Origin of the sequence: Aliivibrio kagoshimensis (assembly GCF_050337105.1) — a bacterium.
Classification (GTDB): Bacteria; Pseudomonadota; Gammaproteobacteria; order Enterobacterales; family Vibrionaceae; genus Aliivibrio_A; species Aliivibrio_A kagoshimensis.
Map to the genome: position 1 here is coordinate 1 of NZ_JAKJSQ010000042.1, position 20,722 is coordinate 20,722.

Sequence of the window (20,722 nt, forward strand, 5' to 3'; positions counted from 1 at the left end):
GTACAAACACACAGTAAATGGAACATATTTATGAGCTCTCCTTATCTAGGCTTTATTGAAGAAACGATGCGATTAAAACGTTTTAGGCAATCTACTATTAAAAATTATTTACAGTGGATTAAGCGCTACATTTTATTTCATCATAAGAAACACCCAAAAGAGGTGCATGATAATTAAAAGGCCATTGTCACTTGAGTTAAACTTCCGAAAAAGCCAGCGGCAGCCGAAGCTTCCCGTTGTGTTAACAAAAGAAGAGGTTTCTAGATTACTCTCTGTTCTGTCATCTCCACACTTACTAATGGCTCAGTTAATGTATGGCAGCGGATTACGAAAAAGAGAGGTGTTGCGCTTACGAATAAAAGACATCGATTTTGACTTTTTTGGCATTGAAGTTTGGGATTCCAAAGGAGGGAAATGAAAATATCCATCGGCACCAATGGATTTTCAATGGCACTATCTTTTCCCTTCAGGTCGATTATCACAAGATCCAAATGACGGAGCTTATCGCCGGCATCACCTTGACCCAACAGGCATTCAAAAAGCACTAAAGCGAGCCAAAAATAGAATAGGAATAAAAAAACAAATTAGTTGCCATACGTTAAGACATTCTTTTGCTACCCACTTATTACAAAGAGGTGCTTATATACGAACCATTCAGGCTCAACTTGGACACAGTGATGTGAGAACGACACAAATCTATACCCATGTTCTCAATATGGGGGCGGATGGGGTGCAAAGCCCTCTAGATCTGCTCGAAAAATAGCGACCATATTGGCGAAGAGTTCATTGCACCAGCCTCAGACTGTTTATTACGCCTTTTTCACCATGATGTCTAAAATCTGCACATCGGTTTGAGTCATCGAGCCATTGGCTAAGGCGGACAAGTTTCGAATCGACGCATCGGCATCATCAGCAACGATCCCTTCACTGGCTGTTACTCGTACCCCATCCAGCGCCATTAACGCCGCTTTTACTGCCGCGCCTGCTGATGAAGAGACTTTCATTGCGCAACTGGTTTTTGCACCATCACAAATGATCCCTGCGATATCGCCAATCATGCTACAAATCGCGCTGTTTACTTGTTCGAGTTTACCACCTAGCAGCCATGTCATTCCGGCAACGGCTCCCATAGAGGCAGTGGTTGCACCGCACAATGCAGAGAGTTTATGTTGATGGCTTTTAATGTAGATGGCGGTTAAGTGAGACAGCATCAACGCTCTGACTAACTGCTCACGGTCGACTTTTAAAAACTCAGCCACCACCACCACTGGCATGGTGGCTGCTATGCCTTGGTTGCCTGACCCCGAGTTACTCATTGCGGGCTTCATTGCCCCATCCATTCGGGCATCTGAAGCGGCAGAGGTGCGGCGAAGCACATCCGTTAACAAACCACCAGAGAGTAAGCCTCTGTCTACATTTCGCTGAAACATCGCTCCAATCTGTAACCCATAAGTGCCTGTTAACCCTTCAATGGATAGCGCCTCATTCAACGAATACGCGTCTTCAATAAATTGGATATCACTCAAGGGCGCATTGAGTGAAAAATCATAAATATCCTCCAGCAACGCATGTTCGAAAGGCTTATCGGATTTAACCGTATTGTCATCCAACTTGCTATCAGCAATAAAGGTGGTGATACCGTTCTCTTCGATGGCAATCACATGGGTATGACTATCGGCTATCGTCACAGTGACGTACTCATCATCGCTATGTAGAGACACTTTGGCGTAAAGAATATTGCTGACGTCGGCGACTGAGATGTCGACACATCCTGCATCAATGAGTGTAGATGCCTGATCAACATCTTGTTTATTAATGTTTTTTAATACTTCAAGGCTCGCGCTAGCATCGCCAGCAATCGCGCCGACTGCCGCTGCGATAGGCAAACCAACCATACCAGTACCGGGAACGCCAACACCCATACCGTTTTTCATGAGATTTGGTGATACTTGCACACAAATACGCTTTACAGCACCCGATAATTTCGTGTTGGCTATCGCGGCTGCTAAAGCGACTGACACAGGCTCAGTACACCCCAAAGCAGGGACCACTTCTTGCTTTACCACATCAACAAAACCATTCCATAACTGAGTATTCATTACGTACACCTTCATATTTAATTCGTGCGATAACCACTTGTTTTTATAGCATTAGATTACTCCGTTCTCTGGGGTAAAACCTTCTATTATTTACTCATGATTGACGCTGAAATAGAAAAAATTTCTTGACTTTTTTGATAGTGGAGAATAATTACACTTTGAAGTTGCTGAGGTGGTGCAAGATATTTTTCTAAGGAGATGAGGGTGTTGTCATTTAAGCCTGCGAAAACAAAACAGGCCACATTGCGTGGCCTGTTTTTACAATCATAATTCGAAGTCGTTCAAATCATCAAGGTCAGTTTGTCGCTCTAAAAAAGCCACTAAATCATCATGACCACCAATGTAGGTTCCATCGAGAAAAATTTGAGGTACCGTGTTAACACGAACGTTGGCAACGGTTTCTACATAGTCGACCATGTCTTCTTTAGCCAGATCAGTGCCTAATGATAAGGCCGTATATTCAGTACCTCGTTCATCAAGAATGGCTTTGGCTTTCACACAAAATGGACAGTTTGGTTGGGTAATAATCAGATTTGAGTATTTACTTAGTGGCATTGAGCATTCCTTTTTTTGAGTGCTGTTAACATTAAAGAAAAGAACCGTTTGAGTAAATAGAAAAGTCCTTTTCCCTAATAAATAATCAACATCTCAATTAATCAAAGCCTTTACAAAAACCGTTACGTCGAGCGGATGACCCTTTACATAAACGCTCGAAGGTATCATTGGACACCGTTACTTTTGCACAGTAGTCATTATATTCATCAATTTCATCGTTATAGTTATCTTCAAGTCGCTCATAGCGATCAAAATCGTTCGAGTAACTGTTATAAATGCGTTTTCTTCTATCAATAATTGAGTTGTAGTTATCGATTTGTTGGCTGTAGTTGTTGTAATAGTAGTTGCAATTAGTGGTGCAGTTATCATAGGTTGCTTCTGCAATATTGGCAGCAGCCTCAGCCCAGGTTAAGCTCTCATCTAAACTGTCTATTCTTGATTCTGCACTATCAATACTATCAGATAGTTCATCTAAGTAATCACTGGATTCATCAATCTCATCAGACAAATCAAAGCACGCTTCCGCTTCTTCATAACTCAACTTCTCCGCGCTAACCGCTGCACTAAAGAAACAACTTACTAACAATATGGCTACGATTTTCATTCTAATCTTCCCTGTTGAAAATAATATCGATAAAAAAGCGAGGGTGCATAGACACTCTCGCTATTAATAATTATGACACTATGTGAACAGGATTTCCTATATTTTTTATGAATAGAATGTTAAATAGAAAATACAGGGTAATTCTCTAGTTCAGGAATAGTACGGTGTAACTGCTTCTCTTCTTCGGCTAACGCTTTAACAGAGTCGCAGTACTGCTCACCTTGCTGTTTGAACTCACCTTGATGCTCTTTCACTTTCGCTTTGATGCTACTTTGTAATTCCGCAACCTTTTCTTGCAGCTCAGTAAAGTTCAGTCCACCCTCTTGACTCATCTTCTCAGTAAAAGCATGAAAAGCTCCGGCCATGAATTCCGTATTCATGCTCTCCATCGCGGTTTCTAATTTTGAGCGACCTGTTGTCACAACATCTTTGAATGCATCAGCTTTTAAGACAAAGTCGTCATTATTATAAAACTCATTATGGATCTCATCACCCAACTGTGCGATTTTCTCTTTAGCGGCTGAGAATGACGCTTCAGAATCGAACTTGGCGACAACATCATCAAAAATCTCTTTCGCAACATCAACCCCATCGTCTGCAATGGCAACCACTTTAGGTAAGTATTTATCGACATTACTGTGATAAGAATCAAGCGCATTTTGTTGAGCACTGTCTAAGCTGAGTTTTTCACCATTGACATAAACATCGTTGTTATCATCAATGACCACTTTTGCTTCGCCATGCTGATACACAGACATCTGCTGGGAGGAGACATGCACCTCATTTTTAATATCAATAGGGCAACTCTCACCCAATGAGTCAGCCTGTACCGTACTGGCACTTAATAACATGGCTAAAGTCAGTATTTTTTTCATTGTAATGTCCTTTTAAACCTTACTATCCACGGGTTACACCGCTTACTTTACCTATTAGAAAAACGTTATTGTCAGGCTGATGTCATGCTTACTCTACGCCCTGAAGCGTGACAGGGGTAATACAACAGCTTCCTGAGTCAGCCGTCAGCCACACCTGTCCATCTTGTAGACTAAACTGCAAGTTCATCGCCCGATCTTCAAATGCAGTTAACTCAGCCAATGAGTCATCTTCTATGGAGACCACGGTTAAATTGCTGAGCTGTGACAATTTCTGCTGATTTTGCTGCCACCAGACACTGGATGCACGATCGCCATATACGTATAACAATACCTGCTTAGAACGGCCACACGCCTTTTTCAATCTTTTCTCATCTGGCATACCCAGATCAATCCATAACTCAATCTCATTGCTGTAATTTTTAATCCACAGCTCAGGTTCATCGTCTGCACTTAACCCTTTTGTAAAGCTGATGTGTTCATCGGCATTGAGTACCCAAGCCAGAACTCGCAGCATCATACGTTGTGCGGTTTCAGAAGGATGTCTTGCAATGGTTAATGTTTCATCCATATAGACATTACGATCCATGTCCGCAACGTTTACATTCGCTTTATATATAGTGGCTTTTAATGCCATAACTGCAATTCCAGATTAAGATTTTCCAAGAGTGTAACCTAAATATGGGCAAAAAGCCTCTAGGACAGAGGCTTAGGATGGTATTGAGTAAATAGTATCTAATTAAAGAAAGGGTTCTAGTGCGATGAAAAGTTGGTCTATCTCCTGCACACTGTTGTAATGCATAAAGCCAATACGTATCACTCCCCCTTGATCTAGCACACCAAGCTGCTGGCATAAGCCGATTGCATAGAAGTGCCCATTCCATACACACATCTGCTGCTTGCCCAACACTGCAGCAACATCTGCAGGTGTCGTCCCCTCTATTTGAATAGCAAACGTTGGGGTTCGTTCAGCCACACGGTCTTCATCAGATATGCCGAATACGGTTATCTTACTTTGCGTTTTTACCTTAGATAGAAAGTAGCGGCTTAATGTCGCTTCATGCTGTTGGTATTGCAAAAAACTCTGTTGTAAACGCTCTCGAAGAGTCAGTGTCGATTCACCCAGCTGGGCAAGGTACTCAACCGCCGCCACTACGCCTGACAAAGCTTCAAAACTTTGGGTTCCGGTTTCAAATCGTCCAGGGCCGATGTTGGTTGCTGGTTCTACTTTATAAGGGCTTAAGGCTTGTAACCATTGTGGTGCAACATACGCGATACCAACATGAGGGCCGAAAAATTTATAGGCTGAGCAGGCAAGAAAGTCACATTCTAGCTGCTGTACATCGAGTAGACCGTGAGGGGCGTAATGCACGGCATCAACATAGACCATCGCGCCCACTTGGTGCGCGGCGTCTATTACCTTTTTTACGTCAACCAGAGATCCCGTAGTATTCGACGCGTATGTCACCGCTACTAACTTGGTATTATGATTAATCAGCGATAGTAAGTGTGTGTAATCTAAGGTGCAGTCACTCTCATTGACTCTCGCTTGATGGACCGTTGCCCCTTTATCTTCTGCGGCCTGCTGCCATGACGATACATTCGAGTAGTGGTCTAATGCTGTGACAACCACCTCGTCGTTCTCTGTCCAATTACGACTGATCGCTCGGCTCAACTGGAAGGTTAATGAGGTCATGTTTGCCCCAAACACAATGTTGTCACTGCTGGGTGCATTCAAAAGTGCTTGAACCGACTCTCTCGCTTGAGCCATTACTGACACCGTTTCATAACTGGAGAAGAATGCCCCACCTAGATTAGAGTTGTATCGACCTAAATAATCCGTCATCGCACTCAACACAGAGTGTGGTACCTGAGAACCTCCAGGCCCATCAAAGAAGTAAACCGGTTGGTCATCGATTCTCTGTTGCAAGGCAGGGAACTGCTGACGTATTGCTTCAAGCGTGAAGTTCATGAACCGCTTCCTTAGTGGTGAGTACGAACACATCCATATGACCTTGCTCATTGGGTTTTACTGCCGAAATAGGTTTCGCATTGTGCCAGAGGATATTATCGTTAATTAACGCCACTTCCCCTGTATTCAACACTTTTCGCAGGAAGGGAGCTTCGTTATTATCGTTATAAATCATAAAGTCACCACCCGTTATGTTATGACGATCAATGCCCACAACAGCGACATGATCAAAACCATCTTGATGAATGCCTTCAGGGGAAACTTTCGTCTCTTCGTAAATGGCCGTCACACGCATTTGGTGGATTTCAATGGCTTGTTCACTGGAGATCTGACTGGCATTTTTAAAGAGCTTACACATCTCTAACATCCCATCACTGTGAATGATTTGATCTTCAATCGCTTCAAATTGACGAAGTACGTCTCCTTGAAAATGATTCACCTCTTCTGACTGCACAAATTCACGCGTTGCCAAATGCTCCAATCCGCCATCAGAAAGTTTTACAATGGAATAACGACGAAGACGATATTTACCGTCGGCATGCTCAGTTTCAGGCAAAGCATTGAATGAGCCAGAAAGGTCGTTAACGGCCTGTGAGCTCAGATTCGTAATTTGTAAGGTAAGATCTTGTGAAGCGTGCATTGTCATATCCCTTTAACAAGTTCGTTACATACTAGGTTATTCATTTATGCTGCAAATTCAAGCAAAACAAATAATTAATTCATTAAGTTCGACAAATTAAGGGTATAACTCTAATTTATTGAAAAAATACAGTGATAATAACCAATATTCGAGCTTTGGTTATGTGAAAAGCAGTTGCACGCACTAGAGGTGATATTAACTTATTGATGTTCATGTGTTTAATATTTTAGTAAATCGTAATTCCTGCTCATCTGGCTCTTCAAACATCCTATTGGTCGCCTCGAACATTTCAGGAGAAACAACAAATTCAAATGCCTCGCACAGCCCTTGATTTCGTTTTACGACTCGATCACGTCTAACCTCTACATCGGCTGATAAGTAGTAAAATCGACAGCGATAATTGAGGCGTTGGCACTCATCGTACAATCGCATTCGGTCGGATTTCTTTGCCAACCCAAAATCAAAAATAACATCTGCTCCCATATCTAAAGATTGCTTAGCCACATGCCAAATTTGAAATTCACAGCGCGCTATCCGCTCTTTTACCCAGCCCATATCAGCAATACCATGCATATCATCCATGTAGAGGTTTCTAAACCACTTATCCGATGAAAATTTAACCACCTTATGATATCGAGATTTTTCAAGCGCTAACGTCGTTTTTCCTGAACCAATCGGCCCATAAATGATATGAACACAGCCTGTTTTCATATTTGATTCCATAATATCTAAAATAAGGTAACGTAAGAATTACTAATAAGCTTAGCAAAGGAATAAGCAACTGTTAGTGATCCCTTTAGGGTTTATCGAGCAAGCAGAACTTAACTCGCAACAACCGGATGTTTTTGTTATCGTAGAAATAACAGTATTGGGAGTAACTCTATGAATGACATCGATTTTAAACACAAGATCACCAGAAATAGACCCCTTGAGAGTAAAAGGGATTCTCCCGCTACATTAGATACGATTCAGTTTGCCTATGAGAGTGATCGAGGCAGGATCATCAACTCCGCCGCCATCCGCCGATTGCAGCAAAAGACCCAAGTTTTTCCACTGGAGAGAAATGCGGCAGTACGCAGCCGGTTAACCCACTCCCTTGAAGTACAGCAGGTAGGCCGCTTTATTGTGCAGACTATCTTCCGAAATCTGGGCAGCGCGGCCAAAAATTATGGGTTAGACGGACTTGAACGCCAACTTGAAAGCTTGGTTGAGATGTCCTGTTTAATGCATGATATTGGTAATCCACCCTTTGGTCACTTTGGCGAACAGGCGATCAATGATTGGTTTATTAAAAACATTACCACTCTGCTTCCTACGGTGACCCTGAATGAACAACTTCACCGCGACATCACCCAATTTGAGGGCAATGCACAGGCGATTCGCCTTACTTATACGCTGTTAAACCTTAATCTGACTTATGCCCAGACTGCTGGCATTATGAAATACACCCGAGAAGGGACAGAGCATGCTCCTACTTCCGTTGAGAAACAGAACAACCATCCGCATTCAAAACATTATTTAAAGAAAAAAGTGGGCTACTACTTTAGCGAACAAACCTATATTGATCAGTTAAGAACGTCACTCTCTATTGGGGCCGGCTGTCGTCATCCAATCTCTTACATTATGGAAGCGGCTGATGATATCTCTTATGGCATTGCTGACATCGAAGATGCCGTAGAAAAAAGCATTCTTACTATTGAACAACTCAGTAAAGCCCTACTTGAAGAGTTTCAACAGCTCTGCGTAGAGTATGGTTTAACTAGCACAGCCGAAACCCAAGTCATGGAACGGGTATTAAGAGCGGCAACAAAAAAAGCGGACAATGAGATGATCTGTAAAACCAGCCAATATTTTATTGAGCTGCGAGTTAAGTTGAATCACCGGTTAGTGGAACACGCAAGCCAACGCTTTATTGATAATATTGAGGCGGTGTATCACGGGACCTTTAATCAAGCGCTACTTGAAGATAACAGTTTGGCTCATGCCTTATCTCAAACACTGAAAAATGTCGCAAAAAAACACGTGTTTAATCATAAAGAGGTGGAAGCCAGTGAGCTCAAAGGCTACCGAATCATCACTGGCCTACTTGAGTGTTATAAACCCCTTTTACAGATCAGCAAAGCAGAGTTCAAACAGATCATCGATGGTGAAAAGAACACCCCTCTGTATGAGTCTAGACTGTTTAAAAAACTCTCCAATAAACACCTGAAAGCCTATCAAAGTGCCATCACTAACTGCCCACCAGCTTTAGACTCAGATCAACTGGAGTTCTACTATCGTTGCAGATTAATACAAGATTATATTAGCGGTATGACAGATCAATACGCTTTAGACGAATATCGATTGTTAATGGTTGTGAATTAACACAAATAGAGTCATCCTTTGCAGGTTACTAACCTCTACTGAGCAAAAAATGTATGTCGACAAAAATGTCCACCTCCGCGCTGGCCAAAAAGCGCGAACAATCGGTTAAGTCTCTGTTTGAAGCGTTGAGCCTTGAAGGTCTCATTATTCGACATGATGATCATTGGCAATTGACGGACAAAGGAAGTGCGTTAGGTGGAGAGTATCGCGAAAGTGAAAAATTTGGTCAGTACATTGTGTGGCCTGAAACGGTAGCAGCGACGGCACCTCCTCAATCCACCTCAGCTCTGCTTACGGCAACCGCGATGGGTGAACGCTTTACGCTTGCCCCTGCGAAAGTGAATCAAATTCTAAACGAACTGGGCTGGATAGATAGAGCCGAACAGGGCTGGACTATCACGGATGCAGGACGACGCGCCGGTGGTGTGCAAAAAGAGAACAGTAAATCCGCCAGCTCTTTTGTTTTATGGGCTGAGGAGGTGATGGTTAACTCATCACTGAAACAGTCTGTCAGAGCACTACTGGGTAAGGGCGCCGAACAGCAGTCTACCGATAACTCGATATCCAGTTTTCGGCAGAAGTTTGAAGCCAAACACCGTACCACCGATGGCCATTACGTCCGTTCTAAAGCTGAAATGCTGATCGACAACTGGTTATACATGGCAGGTCTTGTTCATGCTTATGAGAGAAAACTGCCCGTAGAAGAGGAGGCAGTGTGCGACTTCTATTTGCCCGCTGGGAAAATCTATATTGAGTACTTAGCCGCCGATGCAGACAGTGAAAAACAGCAGTGTAAACAACGCATCTACCAGAAATATCAGTTCAATTTGATTGAGCTTGATGATAATGAGGTACAGAACCTCGATTATCATCTACGAATTAAGCTACATGCTTTTGGGATTAAAGCTTACTAAACCAACGTCGATTGGGGTCTTCACAGTTTGCCCACTGAGGGTTATTTTCTCTCTCTTCAAGGTAGATCTGTAATCCATTAAACTGGGTAAACGCCGCGATGTCAGATTCATCAGAAAACGCATCAAAAAAATGGTCTTCCGCCTTATCTAGTTGGGCTAAGGTTTCAATACCGTGATTCAAAGCCCACAAAATCGCTTCAGGGTAAATGAGGGTTCGGTAAAGCGTTAGCCCTTGAACATCATCCAGTAACAGTTGACGAGTGGCGACAAAATCCAGCTTCTCTTGTTGTAGTTCCCTCGCTTGTTGATGCTCCGCTTCAGCTTGCTCCTCCTCTTCAAGCAGCTCTCGCAAACTGTTAAGGTGCTCTTCTCTTGCTCGCGGACCATCCATGGTGGTGGTTCGGCAAAATCCAATCGCATAGGTCATTCTGTCGGTACCAATCAGCTCCAGTACTTGGGCGAAGTAACCACGATCTAGAGAATAGGTTTTACCAATACTGCGAATGGCACTGCTTAAATTTGGATAAACAATACCATCAAATTTAACCTCCGCCTCCATGTGTCCTTGACCGGTTTCAACACCATCAATACAAATCGGCCAACCCGGAAAATTCACTCGTGCTTTGGTTATCTCATACATCATCCAACCACTGCGTTTGAAGCCCTCTAGAGCTGCGCCGGTAAATTCAGACTCTTCAAGCTCTTGTTTGGTCCAGTTACCGCCGATAGCCAAGGACTTGTGATGCTTCTGAGTAATTTTGTCTTTCACTAAGTCCCGTAATAGCTCGATATAGGGCAAGCGCTCTGACTTACCCACCCCATAGCACTCTTCACAGCTAGGCACTTTTACCGCCGGCAGTTCAACTTGAAAGCTTGAGTTAGATATAAAGGTGATCGCTTTAAATACTGGCTCACCACAAAACCAGCATTGATCTTTGTGCTGAAAAGGAATATCCATTAAGGGGATCTGTTCACGTTGTTCAGGAGTAAGGCGTTTCATAAATTTATTGTATCGCTCTATTAAAAACTAAAAGCCGTTTACCAAATACGCAGATGATTAAACCACACATCACTAACAATGCTATTTTACTAATGATTTAACCGAAATTACAGGCTTGTTAACAACACTTAAATTAGCCTTAACTACGTATTATATACCAAATATCTCTGAATTTTCTCAATCAACTAGAAACAAAATCGTCTACAGACAGAAAAATCCTGACCGTTTTATCTTCTGGTTTTTATCATTTATCAATATAAATATTTTTAACATCCTTTCTTATCTCACAAAAACTAAACGCCGGTTCAAAAAAATTGAGATGTGAATCACGCCACAAATTATTTATATATGAGTAGCGTTGATCGCATATGAAAATTATGTAGACTTTATCCATCAAACAGGAGTACTAATATGTTTATCAATTACAACAACAACCCCGTCGACGCCAAATCTTACGAAACCGACCGTTTACGAAGCGAGTTTTTAACAGAAAATCTTTTTACCACAGATGGGGTCAATATTGTATACAGCCACATTGACCGTGTAGTAGCCATTGGCGTATGTCCTAGTAACAAACCTTTAAGTCTGGATGAATATGTAGACAAGAAAGCATTCGGAACGGACTACTTTCTACAAAGACGTGAACTTGGCATTGTCAATTTAGGTGGTAAAGCAGAAATTCGATGTAAAGGTCATTGCTATCAACTGGAATATCTTGATGCACTTTATTTAGGCATGGGGGAACAAGATATTGAATTCGAATCTCTTGATGCTGAGAAACCTTCGTCTCTATATTGCCTGAGTGCACCTGCGCATCATACATACCCGTCACGCCTGATCCTTCAAGGTGAGGCTAAAAAGGTAGAATTAGGATCTGCCGAAAATGCAAATGCGCGAGTCATTAATCAGTACTTGCACCCAGAAGTATTGCCTACATGTCAGTTATGTTTGGGTATTACACACCTGCAAGCTGGCAGTGTATGGAACACCATGCCCGCACATACTCACGAAAGAAGAATGGAGGCTTACCTCTATTTTAATGTAAAACCCTCTCAAGTCGTTTTTCACTTTATGGGTGAACCGACAGAGACACGTCATATCATTGTACGCAACAAACAACTGGTTCTTTCACCAAGCTGGTCTATCCACTCAGGCTGTGGGACGCAAAATTATAGCTTTATTTGGGGCATGCTGGGTGAAAACCAAACTTTCGATGATATGGACTTTATTGATATGAATTCTATACGTTAATTAACCTGTACCAATAACGGAGATAACACATGTTTACAACTAAAATACTAAAAATGGCAGTAATTGCAGCTGCAATAGGGAGCACTTTGAGCTTTTCAACAATTGCTACAGCAGCAACCGAAATCAAAACTGCATTTAATCAATCAGACAAACACCCACAATTTCTTGCACTACAAGAGTTTAGCAAAAAATTAAGTGCAGAAACAGATGGTCGTTATAAATTAACACTCTACCCTAATGCTTTGTTAGGAGATCAACGAGCAGCACTTGAGCTTGTACAAAATGGTGCTATTCAGATGGCGATGGTGGCAAACCCACTCATTGAAAACTACGATAAGACATTTCGAGTAATCGGTATGCCATATATATACAATGGTTCTGAACATCAAGAAAATGTATTCACCTCTGGTGAATTAGATACATTGTTTTCATCAACCCAGAAGTTTGGTTTTGAAGTATTAACAGCCTATACCGCTGGAGCCCGTAGCATGTACACAAAGGATGCTCCGGTAAAAAACATTGCTGACATGCAAGGACAAAAGATTCGAGTAATGCAATCAGACACAATGATCAAAATGCTTGATTGTATGGGTGGTACTGGTGTTCCGATGAGCCAAGGTGAGGTTTATTCTGCAGTACAGCAAGGTGTATTAGATGGTGCAGAAAATAATGAAATCACATATGCGGATTTGAAACAGTATGAGGTTGCGCCATATTTCTCCGCAACTCGTCACCTAATGGTGCCAGATCTTCTTGTTGTGAGCAGTGCCTTCACTTCAACTATGTCTAAAGAAGATCAAGCAACATTAAGAAGACTGGCAAAAGAGAGCACACCCGTTGAGTTCAAAATATGGAACGAACGAATTGAGAGTGCTAAGAAGAGTGCGAGAGATAAAGGGGCTACTTTTACAGAAGTAGACATCAAGCCTTTTCAGAAAAGTTGCCAAAAACTGCAAGATGAACTTATTGAAACACCTGAACAAAAAACACTATTTAAGAAGATAGTGAACATGTCTTAAGTATAAAATAAGCCGGAGTAATGATCATAAATCTTACACCGGCTTTCTAGGATTTTTATTATGTCTAAAAACAAAAATAGTTTTTTTGATAAAATTGATACCATTAAATATTGGGTTGACCGAGCAATTTCAGCCGTTTTGATTTTTATTATTGGTGCGATGACAACCCTGGTGACCTATCAGGTCGTAGTTCGCTATCTTTTTGATAGCCCTAGCGCCGTGAGTGAAGTGTTGTCTCGATATGGTTTTATCTGGTTAATTCTTATTGGTAGTGCTTATGTTTTTGGCCTCCGAGAACATATGGCGATTTCATTCGTCAAATTGAAGTTTACAGAAAAAACACAGATCTATTTAGATATGTTTATCGAATTGTCGACAGCAGTGTTTGCACTATCGGTAATGATTATTGGCGGATACAACAGTGCGGCTCGTCAAATGTGGCAACTTGACTCTGCACTACAAGTGCCAATGGGAGTCATTTATTCTGCTATCCCAATCAGCGGTGGTCTGATCATATTCTATTTTTTGTACCAGGAACTTAACCTGTTACGTCGTCTAAAACAATTATAATAAAGGGATTTATCATGGATGCAGCAACTTTAGCCGCATTAATATTGTTTAGCGGTACCGTATTTTTTCTTGTTATCGGTGCACCTATTAGTATCAGTGTAGGGATTTCTTCGTTCGCAGCAATGCTTTCTATTTTACCCGCTCACGGAGCGATGGTTACTTCAGCTCAGCGCCTATTTGTTGGATTAGATTCATTCGCTTTATTGGCAATTCCATTCTTCATATTAGCAGGTAATATTATGAATAATGGAGGTATTGCCATTCGACTTATTAATTTTTCTAAGATTATCAGTGGTTTTCTTCCTGGTTCTTTAGCGCAGACAAATGTGGTGTCAAATATGTTATTTGGCTCTATCAGCGGTTCAGGAGTAGCTTCAGCTGCCGCTGTTGGCGGTATTATGTCCCCTATCCAGAAAAAAGAGGGCTATGACCCCGCTTTTAGTACTGCGGTAAATATCGCATCAGCCCCAACAGGTATGCTTATTCCGCCTAGTAATACACTAATAGTCTATGCCACTGTTGCGGGAAGTGTCTCGGTTACGGCACTGTTTATGGGGGGGTATATTCCAGGTATATTATGGGGATTAGGTGTGATGATTGTGGCGGGTATCATGGCGAAGCGCCGAGGCTATACTGCCAACCACTCGATGTCACTGACTGATTGTGTAAAAGTAACAGTAGACGCAATTCCGAGTCTTTCTCTAATTATCATTGTTATTGGCGGTATTTTAGGTGGTGTATTTACTGCAACGGAAGCATCTGCTATTGCGGTCGTATATGCTTTGATATTGAGCATAGGATATCGAGCTTTAGATATCAGAAAAATCCCTGAAATTTTCTTGAGCACAGCAAAAATGTCTGCCATTGTGATATTCATGTTGGCAACTTCATCCATTATGTCATGGGTGATGGCATTCACTCAAATCCCAGGCATGATTGCTGACTTTTTATTATCTCTGACCAGTAATCCAATTATCATCTTGTTAATTATCAATGTAATACTGCTGTTTATTGGTACATTTATGGATCCAACACCAGCCGTGTTGATTTTCACCCCCATATTTCTTCCAATCTGCATGAATTTAGGTATGGATCCGGTTCAGTTTGGTATTTTATTGGTATTTAACCTATCATTAGGTACCATAACACCGCCTGTCGGTCCGATATTGTTTACTGGATGTAAAGTAAGTGGTATTAGTATCGATGAAGTAATTAAAACCCTACTTCCATTTTTCTTTGTTATTTTTGTCGTGTTAATGTTGGTTACCTTTATACCAGCAATATCAATGACAATCCCTGAAATGATGGGACTAATTAAATAGCAATTGTGAGAAAGCTTCATCAACACGGAGCTTTCTTTTTTAAAAGGACTGGGCTGGATATTCAATAAATAATAGTAACACCTTCCCTAGCAACTCAATAAGTACTTATAAGAATGACAAAAGAAAAAAAAACTGAATACCGGGCTCCTGCACTTGAAAAAGGACTTGAAATTCTTGAACTTTTAGCAGAGGAAGAAGAGCCTCAATCTAAAAAACAAATAGCAGAAAAGTTAGCTCGAAGTATCAACGAAATCTTTCGTATGCTGTCCGTTTTGGTCGATAAACAGTACCTTGAATTCGATACTGAAAGCTCGTTATATTCATTAACATTAAAAATGTTTGCCTTGTCAAACCAGCACCCTCCAATTGCGCAGTTGCTCAAGCGCGCTCAACCTCTAATGGAAGAACTGAGTCTTAAGTTAAATCAGTCTTGCCACTTAAGTCGTTATGAAAATGGTGAACTCATCGTAATTGCCCGTTCAGAGAGTCCATATAAAATGGGATTCGGTCTTCGGCTCGGGGCTTCTTTGGATATATGTGCTTCGGGATCAGGTGTTGCGTTACTCAGTTTTAGTAGTGAGCTAAAAAGACAAGCAATTCTTAAAAAATGCGATGCTACAAAAGATGAAATTGAAAGTACCTTAGCGCACAGAGAAAAAACCGTTAGTAATGGCTATTTTTCAGGGTTAAGCCCTCAAATATCTGGAGTGACCAATATCAGTGTTCCTATTTTGGGAGTACAAGGCGATGTAATGGCCGTATTGACGATTCCATATATGACATTAAATTCCGCAACCGTACATCATCACATCGAAGATCTTGAACATGCACGGATTGAACTTTTAAAAGCGGTGACAAAATTAAAGCAAAATCCAGTAACCTAAGTTATGCACTCTACATTTACATCAAGCGAGCTTAAGTTGCTTTGTATTATGTTTAAAAATACCCATCAGGAGCGATAGGTATTTTTGATTAATTATTATCACTGTTATTACGAATTTAAAAATTCAAAAGGAATCTTTAGCACTGCTTTTCGAATAGATGAAGCTTCGGTAATTGCACAAAGTGGGCGATGAATCTGATTTGGATAAAACACAACAAAGTCACCTGAATGTAAGTCGACAAAGTTTTCATGTTGTACTTCATCAACAAATAATACGTCGTTCTCAAGCTCAGTTAAGGATGCATGAACGTTATTTAGATTATTCGAGTAACCCAATCGCTCAGCACCGCTTAGCAGTATCTGCACATCAATATAGTGTTTATGAATTTCTGCAACCTTTTCTTCCAAAGGCTCAGTCTGTGTAGACACCAACATGACAAATACGTCTTCTTTACTTAAAGGATACTTACCATCTTCTTCATTTTTCTGTGCCAATGTTACTGCTTCAATGATAAGTGAGCGAAGTCTGGTTGATATATAAGGGACTAAATCTAACTGATCAATATTACCAAATAGCATAAAATTACCTTTAAGGCACCCTTCATATTATGAGAAGGTGTGCTCATTTACATTGTTTTTACTGAATAATATTGGCCACTTCAGCGACCAGTAGAGCCAGCTCATCCCATTTTTCTTCTTCAATAAGGTTGTTTGGTACCATCCACGTTCCGCCACATGCCAAGACAGATGGAATCGACAAATAGTCATTTACGTTAGCTCGATTAACACCACCTGTTGGCATAAATTTCACAGGGTAAACCGCAGAGAGTGCTTTTAGCATCACAGTGCCACCAGAAGGCTCTGCTGGGAAAAATTTAAGGGTCGTTAAACCCATCGACATTGCTTGTTCTACAAGACTTGGGGTATTGATTCCAGGAATAATTACAACGCCACGCTGTTGGCAGTATTTTACGGTTTCTGGGTTAAAACCAGGGCTCACAACGAAATCTACACCAGCATTAATGGATTGGTCAACTTGCTCACTGTTTAATATTGTTCCTGCACCAATTAGCATGTCAGGATAGGCTTCGCGCATATTTTTAATGGCTTGTACCGCATGCTCCGTACGAAAGGTAATTTCAGCACACGGTAGACCATTTTCAATGAGAACTTGTGCGAGTTTTACGGCCTTTGACGCATCTTTGATTGCAATAACTGGGATGATTTGAATCTCAGACAATCTCTGGTTTAATGTTTTCATATAAGTACCCTTTAAATAGTTGGCATGATATCGCAAGAAATGATCGCGCCGTTATGTTGAATTACCGTTCCCGCTAAAGTGTGACCTGCAAGTGCGGATTGCTCTATTGTTCCACCCATAATGCGCTTAGCTAAGTACCCCGCACTAAATGAATCTCCAGCAGCCGTTGTGTCAATAATATTGTGTACTGTAGCGGAAGCAATTGCCTCACATTGCTCAGCCACAATGACAAAACATTCTTCCCCACCTCGCTTAATGACAATTTCACTGACACCAAGCGCTTTGGTTCGGTTGATTGTTTGTTGCTCTGTTGTATCGCCATACAATAACTGTTCATCATCAAACGTTAAAAAGGCTATGTCCGTGATTGATAGCATTTGTTTGTATATTGTTTGAGCGACAACATTATCTTTCCACAGCGCAGGTCGGTAGTTATTATCAAATACAATTTTCACCCCGTTTTCACGGCAGAGAGTAAGTAGTTCAAGTAATTTTTGGCGGCAATCATCAGACAAAATAGCCAAACTGATCCCACTTAAATACACCATTTGATGCTCACACAGTTTATTCACGAGTGCAGACGTTTCTCTATCACATAACCAATATTTTGCTGCAGAATCATCTCTCCAATAAAAAAAGCTACGCTCACCATCTACCGTCGTTTCAATCGCATACATCCCTGGCAATTTATCTTGTGAGATATAAACCATCTCTGTATTAATTGATTCATCTTGCCACGAAGCCAGCATTTCACGACTAAATGGGTCTGTACCTAACCCTGTCACATAAGATGTAGTGATGCCTTTTTTCTGGGTCAATCGAGATAAATACACAGCTGTATTTAATGTGTCCCCACCAAAACTCTGTACTATCGAGTTTTTATTCTTTTTCAACTCCACCATGCATTCACCAATAACGGCAACACGATTAATTACGTCCATGGAACATTCCCTTTTAAAAAAGCTAACCATTTGGCTAGCTTTAATTAGCTCAATACAAATCAATAAAGCAGAAATCAAACAAATAATGCCCTTGATCTATTGAGAGTGAAAATTAACGTGATAACCAACCACCATCAACAGCAATAGTGTAACCATTGATGTAGTTCGCAGCACTTGACGCTAAGAAGACACATGGGCCCGCTAAATCTTCTGGCTCACCCCAACGTGCGGCAGGAATACGGTCAATAATCTCTTTATTACGACTTTCATCAGCGCGCAGTGCAATAGTATTGTTTGTCGCCATATATCCAGGAGCAATAGCATTAACATTAATGTTGTGTTTCGCCCACTCATTAGCCATTAGACGAGTTACCCCCATCACTGCACTCTTAGATGCAGTGTAAGAAGGCACACGAATTCCACCTTGGAAAGAAAGCATAGATGCGATATTTATAATTTTTCCACCTTCACCTTGCTCAATAAATTGTTTAGCGACGGCTTGAGACAAAAAGAACATAGATTTCACATTAATGTCCATTACATCATCCCAATCTTGCTCTGAAAACTCTATTGCATCGTTGCGACGAATAATACCCGCATTGTTCACTAAGATATCAATGCGGCCAAGTTCAGACACTGCACGATCCACGATCGAAGGAATATCATCTAGTTTCATTAGGTTAGCACGGATATCAATGAATTTTTTACCTGTTTCTTCTATCTTTAACTTCGTTTCTGTTGGCTCGGCAATGTTCACACCAACAATATCACAACCGGCACTTGCTAAACCTAAAGCCATACCTTGACCTAATCCAGTATCGCACCCTGTCACTACTGCTACTTTTCCTTGCAGGTTAAATGAATCAAGAATCATATATTTCTCCTTAAATGTTGTGTTATTTAGTGTTTACTTTCATAAGCATGATCACTGTACACATGGAATATACCAACAAGAAGAACCATTGTATATATTTTTTTAAAATGACGTTTCAAAAATATATATTTTCTTTTCCTTGACGAGTTCCTTGAGTGTAATTCAATATTTTTAAAAAAGGTTTTTGAAAATATTGGATGCACAAGTCACTCAAGGTATACTGCAAGTTAATAAGAAAGAAACAAGGTAGGATAATGGAAAAGCCAACTCAACCAGAGTCAGTGTCGTCAGTTTTAAAAGTATTTAGTATTCTTCAGGCATTAGGGGAACAAAAAGAAATTGGTGTTTCAGAGCTTTCTCAGCGCTTAATGATGTCTAAAGCAACGACATATCGATTCTTACAAACAATGAAAACCTTAGGGTATATCACTCAAGAAGAGGAGGCAGATAAATATTCACTTACATTAAAGTTATTCGAACTTGGTGCAAAATCTCTTGAATACGTAGACTTAATTACCTTAGCTGATAAAGAAATGCGTAATATTTCTGAGCAAACTAATGAGGCACTACACCTTGGTGCATTAGATGAAAACGCAATAATTTATATTCATAAGATTGATTCGAATTATAATCTGCGCATGCAATCGCGTATTGGACGCCGCAATCCGCTATACAGCACCGCGATAGGCAAAGTATTGCTGGCTCAGCGAGAAAATGACTTTATTCACCAAATTTTATCTGATGTGGAATTTATCAAACATACAGACAAGACCCTTGAAAATGAAGAGCAGCTTCTTGCTGAACTGGCCCTTGTACGCGAGCAACACTTTGCGGAAGACAATGAAGAGCAAGAACCCGGTCTTCGTTGCATTGCTGCACCTATTTATGACCGTTTTGGCTGTGTAATTGCGGGGCTTTCCATTTCATTTCCAACCATCCGTTTTGATGAAAAACGGATGTCATATTATGTCGGATTACTACATAAAGCAGGAAAGAACATCTCAGAGCAGCTAGGTTATAATAACTATCTGCTTAAGTAAGATAGATTTAAACAGTTGGTATTCGTTTAGAAGCACGTTAAATAGCCACTAAATGCTTACACAAGAGTTTCATTTATGCTTATTCAGCGGGTTGAGCGACTAAAAATGGAGAAATAAAGTCTCGAACCTCTTCCGCGCACAAACCTAACTCTACGTCTATGCCAGCTTGTTGTAAAATTTCGATCCCTTTACCATTATTACGTTCGTCAGGGTCTAAGATAGCAATCACCACTTTTTTAATCCCTTTTTCGACCAAGGAGGTGGCGCATGATGGGGTTCGTCCAACAAATGAGCACGGCTCCAGTGTGACATAAGCCGTCGTGCCTTTTAGGCTTCCATTATAATGAGAGCAGGCATACGCTTCAGCATGCTCCCCACCTAAAAATTGAGTGAACCCTTCTGAGATTATCTCTCCCTCTTTAACCAGTACGCAGCCCACTGGTGGGTTTGGGCTGCACTCTGGAAGTGCTGACTTTGAAAGCTCTAAAGCTCTCATCATAAACGCTCTATTCTCTAACATCCCTATCCCTTAATATAACGA

Annotated in this window: 22 protein-coding genes and 1 pseudogene; 9 read left to right on the top strand and 14 right to left on the bottom strand. The window is 41.0% G+C overall.

The genetic code is table 11. The features are described from left to right. Positions 1-30 precede the first annotated feature (30 nt). Positions 31-763, top strand: a pseudogene (locus L4C32_RS13665) (tyrosine-type recombinase/integrase). Positions 764-809: 46 nt separating this feature from the next. Here the strand turns inward: L4C32_RS13665 and L4C32_RS13670 are convergent. The 8 genes from L4C32_RS13670 to L4C32_RS13705 all read right to left on the bottom strand — a co-directional run bounded on the left by L4C32_RS13670 (position 810) and on the right by L4C32_RS13705 (position 7,453). Next, on the bottom strand, positions 810-2,099 hold the full coding sequence (locus L4C32_RS13670; protein WP_428197438.1) for an L-cysteine desulfidase family protein: 1,290 nt from the start codon (positions 2,097-2,099) through the stop codon (positions 810-812). 264 nt (positions 2,100-2,363) lie between these two features. Further along, positions 2,364-2,654: a glutaredoxin domain-containing protein gene (locus tag L4C32_RS13675; RefSeq protein WP_428197439.1), complete on the bottom strand. Its 291-nt coding sequence runs from the start codon at positions 2,652-2,654 to the stop codon at positions 2,364-2,366. Positions 2,655-2,751: 97 nt separating this feature from the next. Beyond that, positions 2,752-3,258: a hypothetical protein gene (locus L4C32_RS13680; protein ID WP_428197440.1), complete on the bottom strand. Its 507-nt coding sequence runs from the start codon at positions 3,256-3,258 to the stop codon at positions 2,752-2,754. A 119-nt stretch (positions 3,259-3,377) separates the two neighbouring features. After that, on the bottom strand, positions 3,378-4,133 hold the full coding sequence (locus L4C32_RS13685) for a DUF2884 family protein (RefSeq protein ID WP_428197441.1): 756 nt from the start codon (positions 4,131-4,133) through the stop codon (positions 3,378-3,380). 88 nt (positions 4,134-4,221) lie between these two features. After that, on the bottom strand, positions 4,222-4,767 hold the full coding sequence (locus L4C32_RS13690; protein WP_428197442.1) for a YaeQ family protein: 546 nt from the start codon (positions 4,765-4,767) through the stop codon (positions 4,222-4,224). Between the two features lie 102 nt (positions 4,768-4,869). Beyond that, positions 4,870-6,102, bottom strand: a complete 1,233-nt coding sequence (locus tag L4C32_RS13695) for a cysteine desulfurase-like protein (RefSeq protein WP_428197443.1) — start codon at positions 6,100-6,102, stop codon at positions 4,870-4,872. Next, positions 6,086-6,748 carry a 2OG-Fe dioxygenase family protein gene (locus L4C32_RS13700; RefSeq protein ID WP_428197444.1) on the bottom strand — a complete coding sequence of 221 codons (663 nt, stop codon included), beginning with the start codon at positions 6,746-6,748 and terminating at the stop codon, positions 6,086-6,088. Before L4C32_RS13700 ends, L4C32_RS13695 begins: the two co-directional genes overlap by 17 nt. A 204-nt stretch (positions 6,749-6,952) precedes the next feature. Next, a complete protein-coding gene (locus L4C32_RS13705) occupies positions 6,953-7,453 on the bottom strand; it encodes a P-loop nucleotide/nucleoside kinase family protein (protein ID WP_428197445.1) in 501 nt (166 codons plus the stop codon). A 171-nt stretch (positions 7,454-7,624) separates the two neighbouring features. Between L4C32_RS13705 and dgt the strand changes: the two genes are divergently transcribed. Both dgt and L4C32_RS13715 read left to right on the top strand, forming a co-directional pair. Continuing rightward, a complete protein-coding gene (dgt, locus tag L4C32_RS13710; protein WP_428197446.1) occupies positions 7,625-9,106 on the top strand; it encodes a dGTPase in 1,482 nt (493 codons plus the stop codon). A gap of 53 nt (positions 9,107-9,159) precedes the next feature. Then, entirely contained in the window at positions 9,160-10,020 is an 861-nt protein-coding gene (locus tag L4C32_RS13715; protein ID WP_428197447.1) for a glycerol kinase, read from the top strand. Here L4C32_RS13715 and L4C32_RS13720 read toward each other — a convergent pair. Beyond that, positions 10,007-11,020: a hypothetical protein gene (locus L4C32_RS13720; protein ID WP_428197448.1), complete on the bottom strand. Its 1,014-nt coding sequence runs from the start codon at positions 11,018-11,020 to the stop codon at positions 10,007-10,009. The genes L4C32_RS13715 and L4C32_RS13720 overlap by 14 nt on opposite strands. A gap of 411 nt (positions 11,021-11,431) precedes the next feature. Between L4C32_RS13720 and kduI the strand changes: the two genes are divergently transcribed. From kduI to L4C32_RS13745, 5 genes are all read left to right on the top strand, one after another. Continuing rightward, complete coding sequence (kduI, locus tag L4C32_RS13725) at positions 11,432-12,271, top strand: 5-dehydro-4-deoxy-D-glucuronate isomerase (protein ID WP_428197449.1); 840 nt, start codon at positions 11,432-11,434, stop codon at positions 12,269-12,271. Positions 12,272-12,300: 29 nt separating this feature from the next. Next, positions 12,301-13,290, top strand: coding sequence for a TRAP transporter substrate-binding protein (locus L4C32_RS13730; protein WP_428197450.1), 990 nt, complete (start codon positions 12,301-12,303; stop codon positions 13,288-13,290). Positions 13,291-13,350: 60 nt separating this feature from the next. Then, positions 13,351-13,860 carry a TRAP transporter small permease gene (locus tag L4C32_RS13735; protein ID WP_428197451.1) on the top strand — a complete coding sequence of 170 codons (510 nt, stop codon included), beginning with the start codon at positions 13,351-13,353 and terminating at the stop codon, positions 13,858-13,860. 14 nt (positions 13,861-13,874) lie between these two features. Further along, entirely contained in the window at positions 13,875-15,182 is a 1,308-nt protein-coding gene (locus L4C32_RS13740; RefSeq protein WP_428197452.1) for a TRAP transporter large permease, read from the top strand. 113 nt (positions 15,183-15,295) lie between these two features. Beyond that, complete coding sequence (locus tag L4C32_RS13745; protein WP_428197453.1) at positions 15,296-16,066, top strand: IclR family transcriptional regulator; 771 nt, start codon at positions 15,296-15,298, stop codon at positions 16,064-16,066. A gap of 107 nt (positions 16,067-16,173) precedes the next feature. Here L4C32_RS13745 and L4C32_RS13750 read toward each other — a convergent pair whose 3' ends face one another. The 4 genes from L4C32_RS13750 to kduD form a co-directional block, all read right to left on the bottom strand. Next, positions 16,174-16,644 (bottom strand): NanQ anomerase/TabA/YiaL family protein, encoded by a 471-nt coding sequence (locus L4C32_RS13750; protein ID WP_428197454.1) that lies wholly within the window; start codon positions 16,642-16,644, stop codon positions 16,174-16,176. Positions 16,645-16,702: 58 nt separating this feature from the next. Then, complete coding sequence (locus L4C32_RS13755; RefSeq protein ID WP_428197455.1) at positions 16,703-17,326, bottom strand: bifunctional 4-hydroxy-2-oxoglutarate aldolase/2-dehydro-3-deoxy-phosphogluconate aldolase; 624 nt, start codon at positions 17,324-17,326, stop codon at positions 16,703-16,705. Positions 17,327-17,337: 11 nt separating this feature from the next. After that, complete coding sequence (kdgK, locus tag L4C32_RS13760; protein WP_428197456.1) at positions 17,338-18,267, bottom strand: 2-dehydro-3-deoxygluconokinase; 930 nt, start codon at positions 18,265-18,267, stop codon at positions 17,338-17,340. A 112-nt stretch (positions 18,268-18,379) separates the two neighbouring features. Beyond that, a complete protein-coding gene (gene kduD / locus L4C32_RS13765) occupies positions 18,380-19,141 on the bottom strand; it encodes a 2-dehydro-3-deoxy-D-gluconate 5-dehydrogenase KduD (protein ID WP_428197457.1) in 762 nt (253 codons plus the stop codon). Positions 19,142-19,395: 254 nt separating this feature from the next. Between kduD and kdgR the strand changes: the two genes are divergently transcribed. Further along, on the top strand, positions 19,396-20,181 hold the full coding sequence (kdgR, locus tag L4C32_RS13770) for a DNA-binding transcriptional regulator KdgR (RefSeq protein ID WP_428197458.1): 786 nt from the start codon (positions 19,396-19,398) through the stop codon (positions 20,179-20,181). A 79-nt stretch (positions 20,182-20,260) separates the two neighbouring features. On the opposite strand, the gene L4C32_RS13775 is transcribed toward kdgR, so the two are convergent. Then, the gene (locus L4C32_RS13775) at positions 20,261-20,701 is read right to left on the bottom strand and encodes a bifunctional diaminohydroxyphosphoribosylaminopyrimidine deaminase/5-amino-6-(5-phosphoribosylamino)uracil reductase RibD (RefSeq protein ID WP_428197459.1); all 441 of its coding nucleotides are present in this window, start codon (positions 20,699-20,701) and stop codon (positions 20,261-20,263) included. Positions 20,702-20,722: the final 21 nt, after the last annotated feature.

Bases quoted from the DNA above. Each gene is read 5' to 3' on its own strand.
- L4C32_RS13670 (WP_428197438.1), bottom strand. From the start codon at position 2,099: ATGAATACTCAGTTATGGAATGGTTTTGTTGATGTGGTAAAGCAAGAA.
- L4C32_RS13675 (WP_428197439.1), bottom strand. From the start codon at position 2,654: ATGCCACTAAGTAAATACTCAAATCTGATTATTACCCAACCAAACTGT.
- L4C32_RS13680 (WP_428197440.1), bottom strand. From the start codon at position 3,258: ATGAAAATCGTAGCCATATTGTTAGTAAGTTGTTTCTTTAGTGCAGCG.
- L4C32_RS13685 (WP_428197441.1), bottom strand. From the start codon at position 4,133: ATGAAAAAAATACTGACTTTAGCCATGTTATTAAGTGCCAGTACGGTA.
- L4C32_RS13690 (WP_428197442.1), bottom strand. From the start codon at position 4,767: ATGGCATTAAAAGCCACTATATATAAAGCGAATGTAAACGTTGCGGAC.
- L4C32_RS13695 (WP_428197443.1), bottom strand. From the start codon at position 6,102: ATGAACTTCACGCTTGAAGCAATACGTCAGCAGTTCCCTGCCTTGCAA.
- L4C32_RS13700 (WP_428197444.1), bottom strand. From the start codon at position 6,748: ATGACAATGCACGCTTCACAAGATCTTACCTTACAAATTACGAATCTG.
- L4C32_RS13705 (WP_428197445.1), bottom strand. From the start codon at position 7,453: ATGAAAACAGGCTGTGTTCATATCATTTATGGGCCGATTGGTTCAGGA.
- dgt (WP_428197446.1), top strand. From the start codon at position 7,625: ATGAATGACATCGATTTTAAACACAAGATCACCAGAAATAGACCCCTT.
- L4C32_RS13715 (WP_428197447.1), top strand. From the start codon at position 9,160: ATGTCGACAAAAATGTCCACCTCCGCGCTGGCCAAAAAGCGCGAACAA.
- L4C32_RS13720 (WP_428197448.1), bottom strand. From the start codon at position 11,020: ATGAAACGCCTTACTCCTGAACAACGTGAACAGATCCCCTTAATGGAT.
- kduI (WP_428197449.1), top strand. From the start codon at position 11,432: ATGTTTATCAATTACAACAACAACCCCGTCGACGCCAAATCTTACGAA.
- L4C32_RS13730 (WP_428197450.1), top strand. From the start codon at position 12,301: ATGTTTACAACTAAAATACTAAAAATGGCAGTAATTGCAGCTGCAATA.
- L4C32_RS13735 (WP_428197451.1), top strand. From the start codon at position 13,351: ATGTCTAAAAACAAAAATAGTTTTTTTGATAAAATTGATACCATTAAA.
- L4C32_RS13740 (WP_428197452.1), top strand. From the start codon at position 13,875: ATGGATGCAGCAACTTTAGCCGCATTAATATTGTTTAGCGGTACCGTA.
- L4C32_RS13745 (WP_428197453.1), top strand. From the start codon at position 15,296: ATGACAAAAGAAAAAAAAACTGAATACCGGGCTCCTGCACTTGAAAAA.
- L4C32_RS13750 (WP_428197454.1), bottom strand. From the start codon at position 16,644: ATGCTATTTGGTAATATTGATCAGTTAGATTTAGTCCCTTATATATCA.
- L4C32_RS13755 (WP_428197455.1), bottom strand. From the start codon at position 17,326: ATGAAAACATTAAACCAGAGATTGTCTGAGATTCAAATCATCCCAGTT.
- kdgK (WP_428197456.1), bottom strand. From the start codon at position 18,267: ATGGACGTAATTAATCGTGTTGCCGTTATTGGTGAATGCATGGTGGAG.
- kduD (WP_428197457.1), bottom strand. From the start codon at position 19,141: ATGATTCTTGATTCATTTAACCTGCAAGGAAAAGTAGCAGTAGTGACA.
- kdgR (WP_428197458.1), top strand. From the start codon at position 19,396: ATGGAAAAGCCAACTCAACCAGAGTCAGTGTCGTCAGTTTTAAAAGTA.
- L4C32_RS13775 (WP_428197459.1), bottom strand. From the start codon at position 20,701: ATGTTAGAGAATAGAGCGTTTATGATGAGAGCTTTAGAGCTTTCAAAG.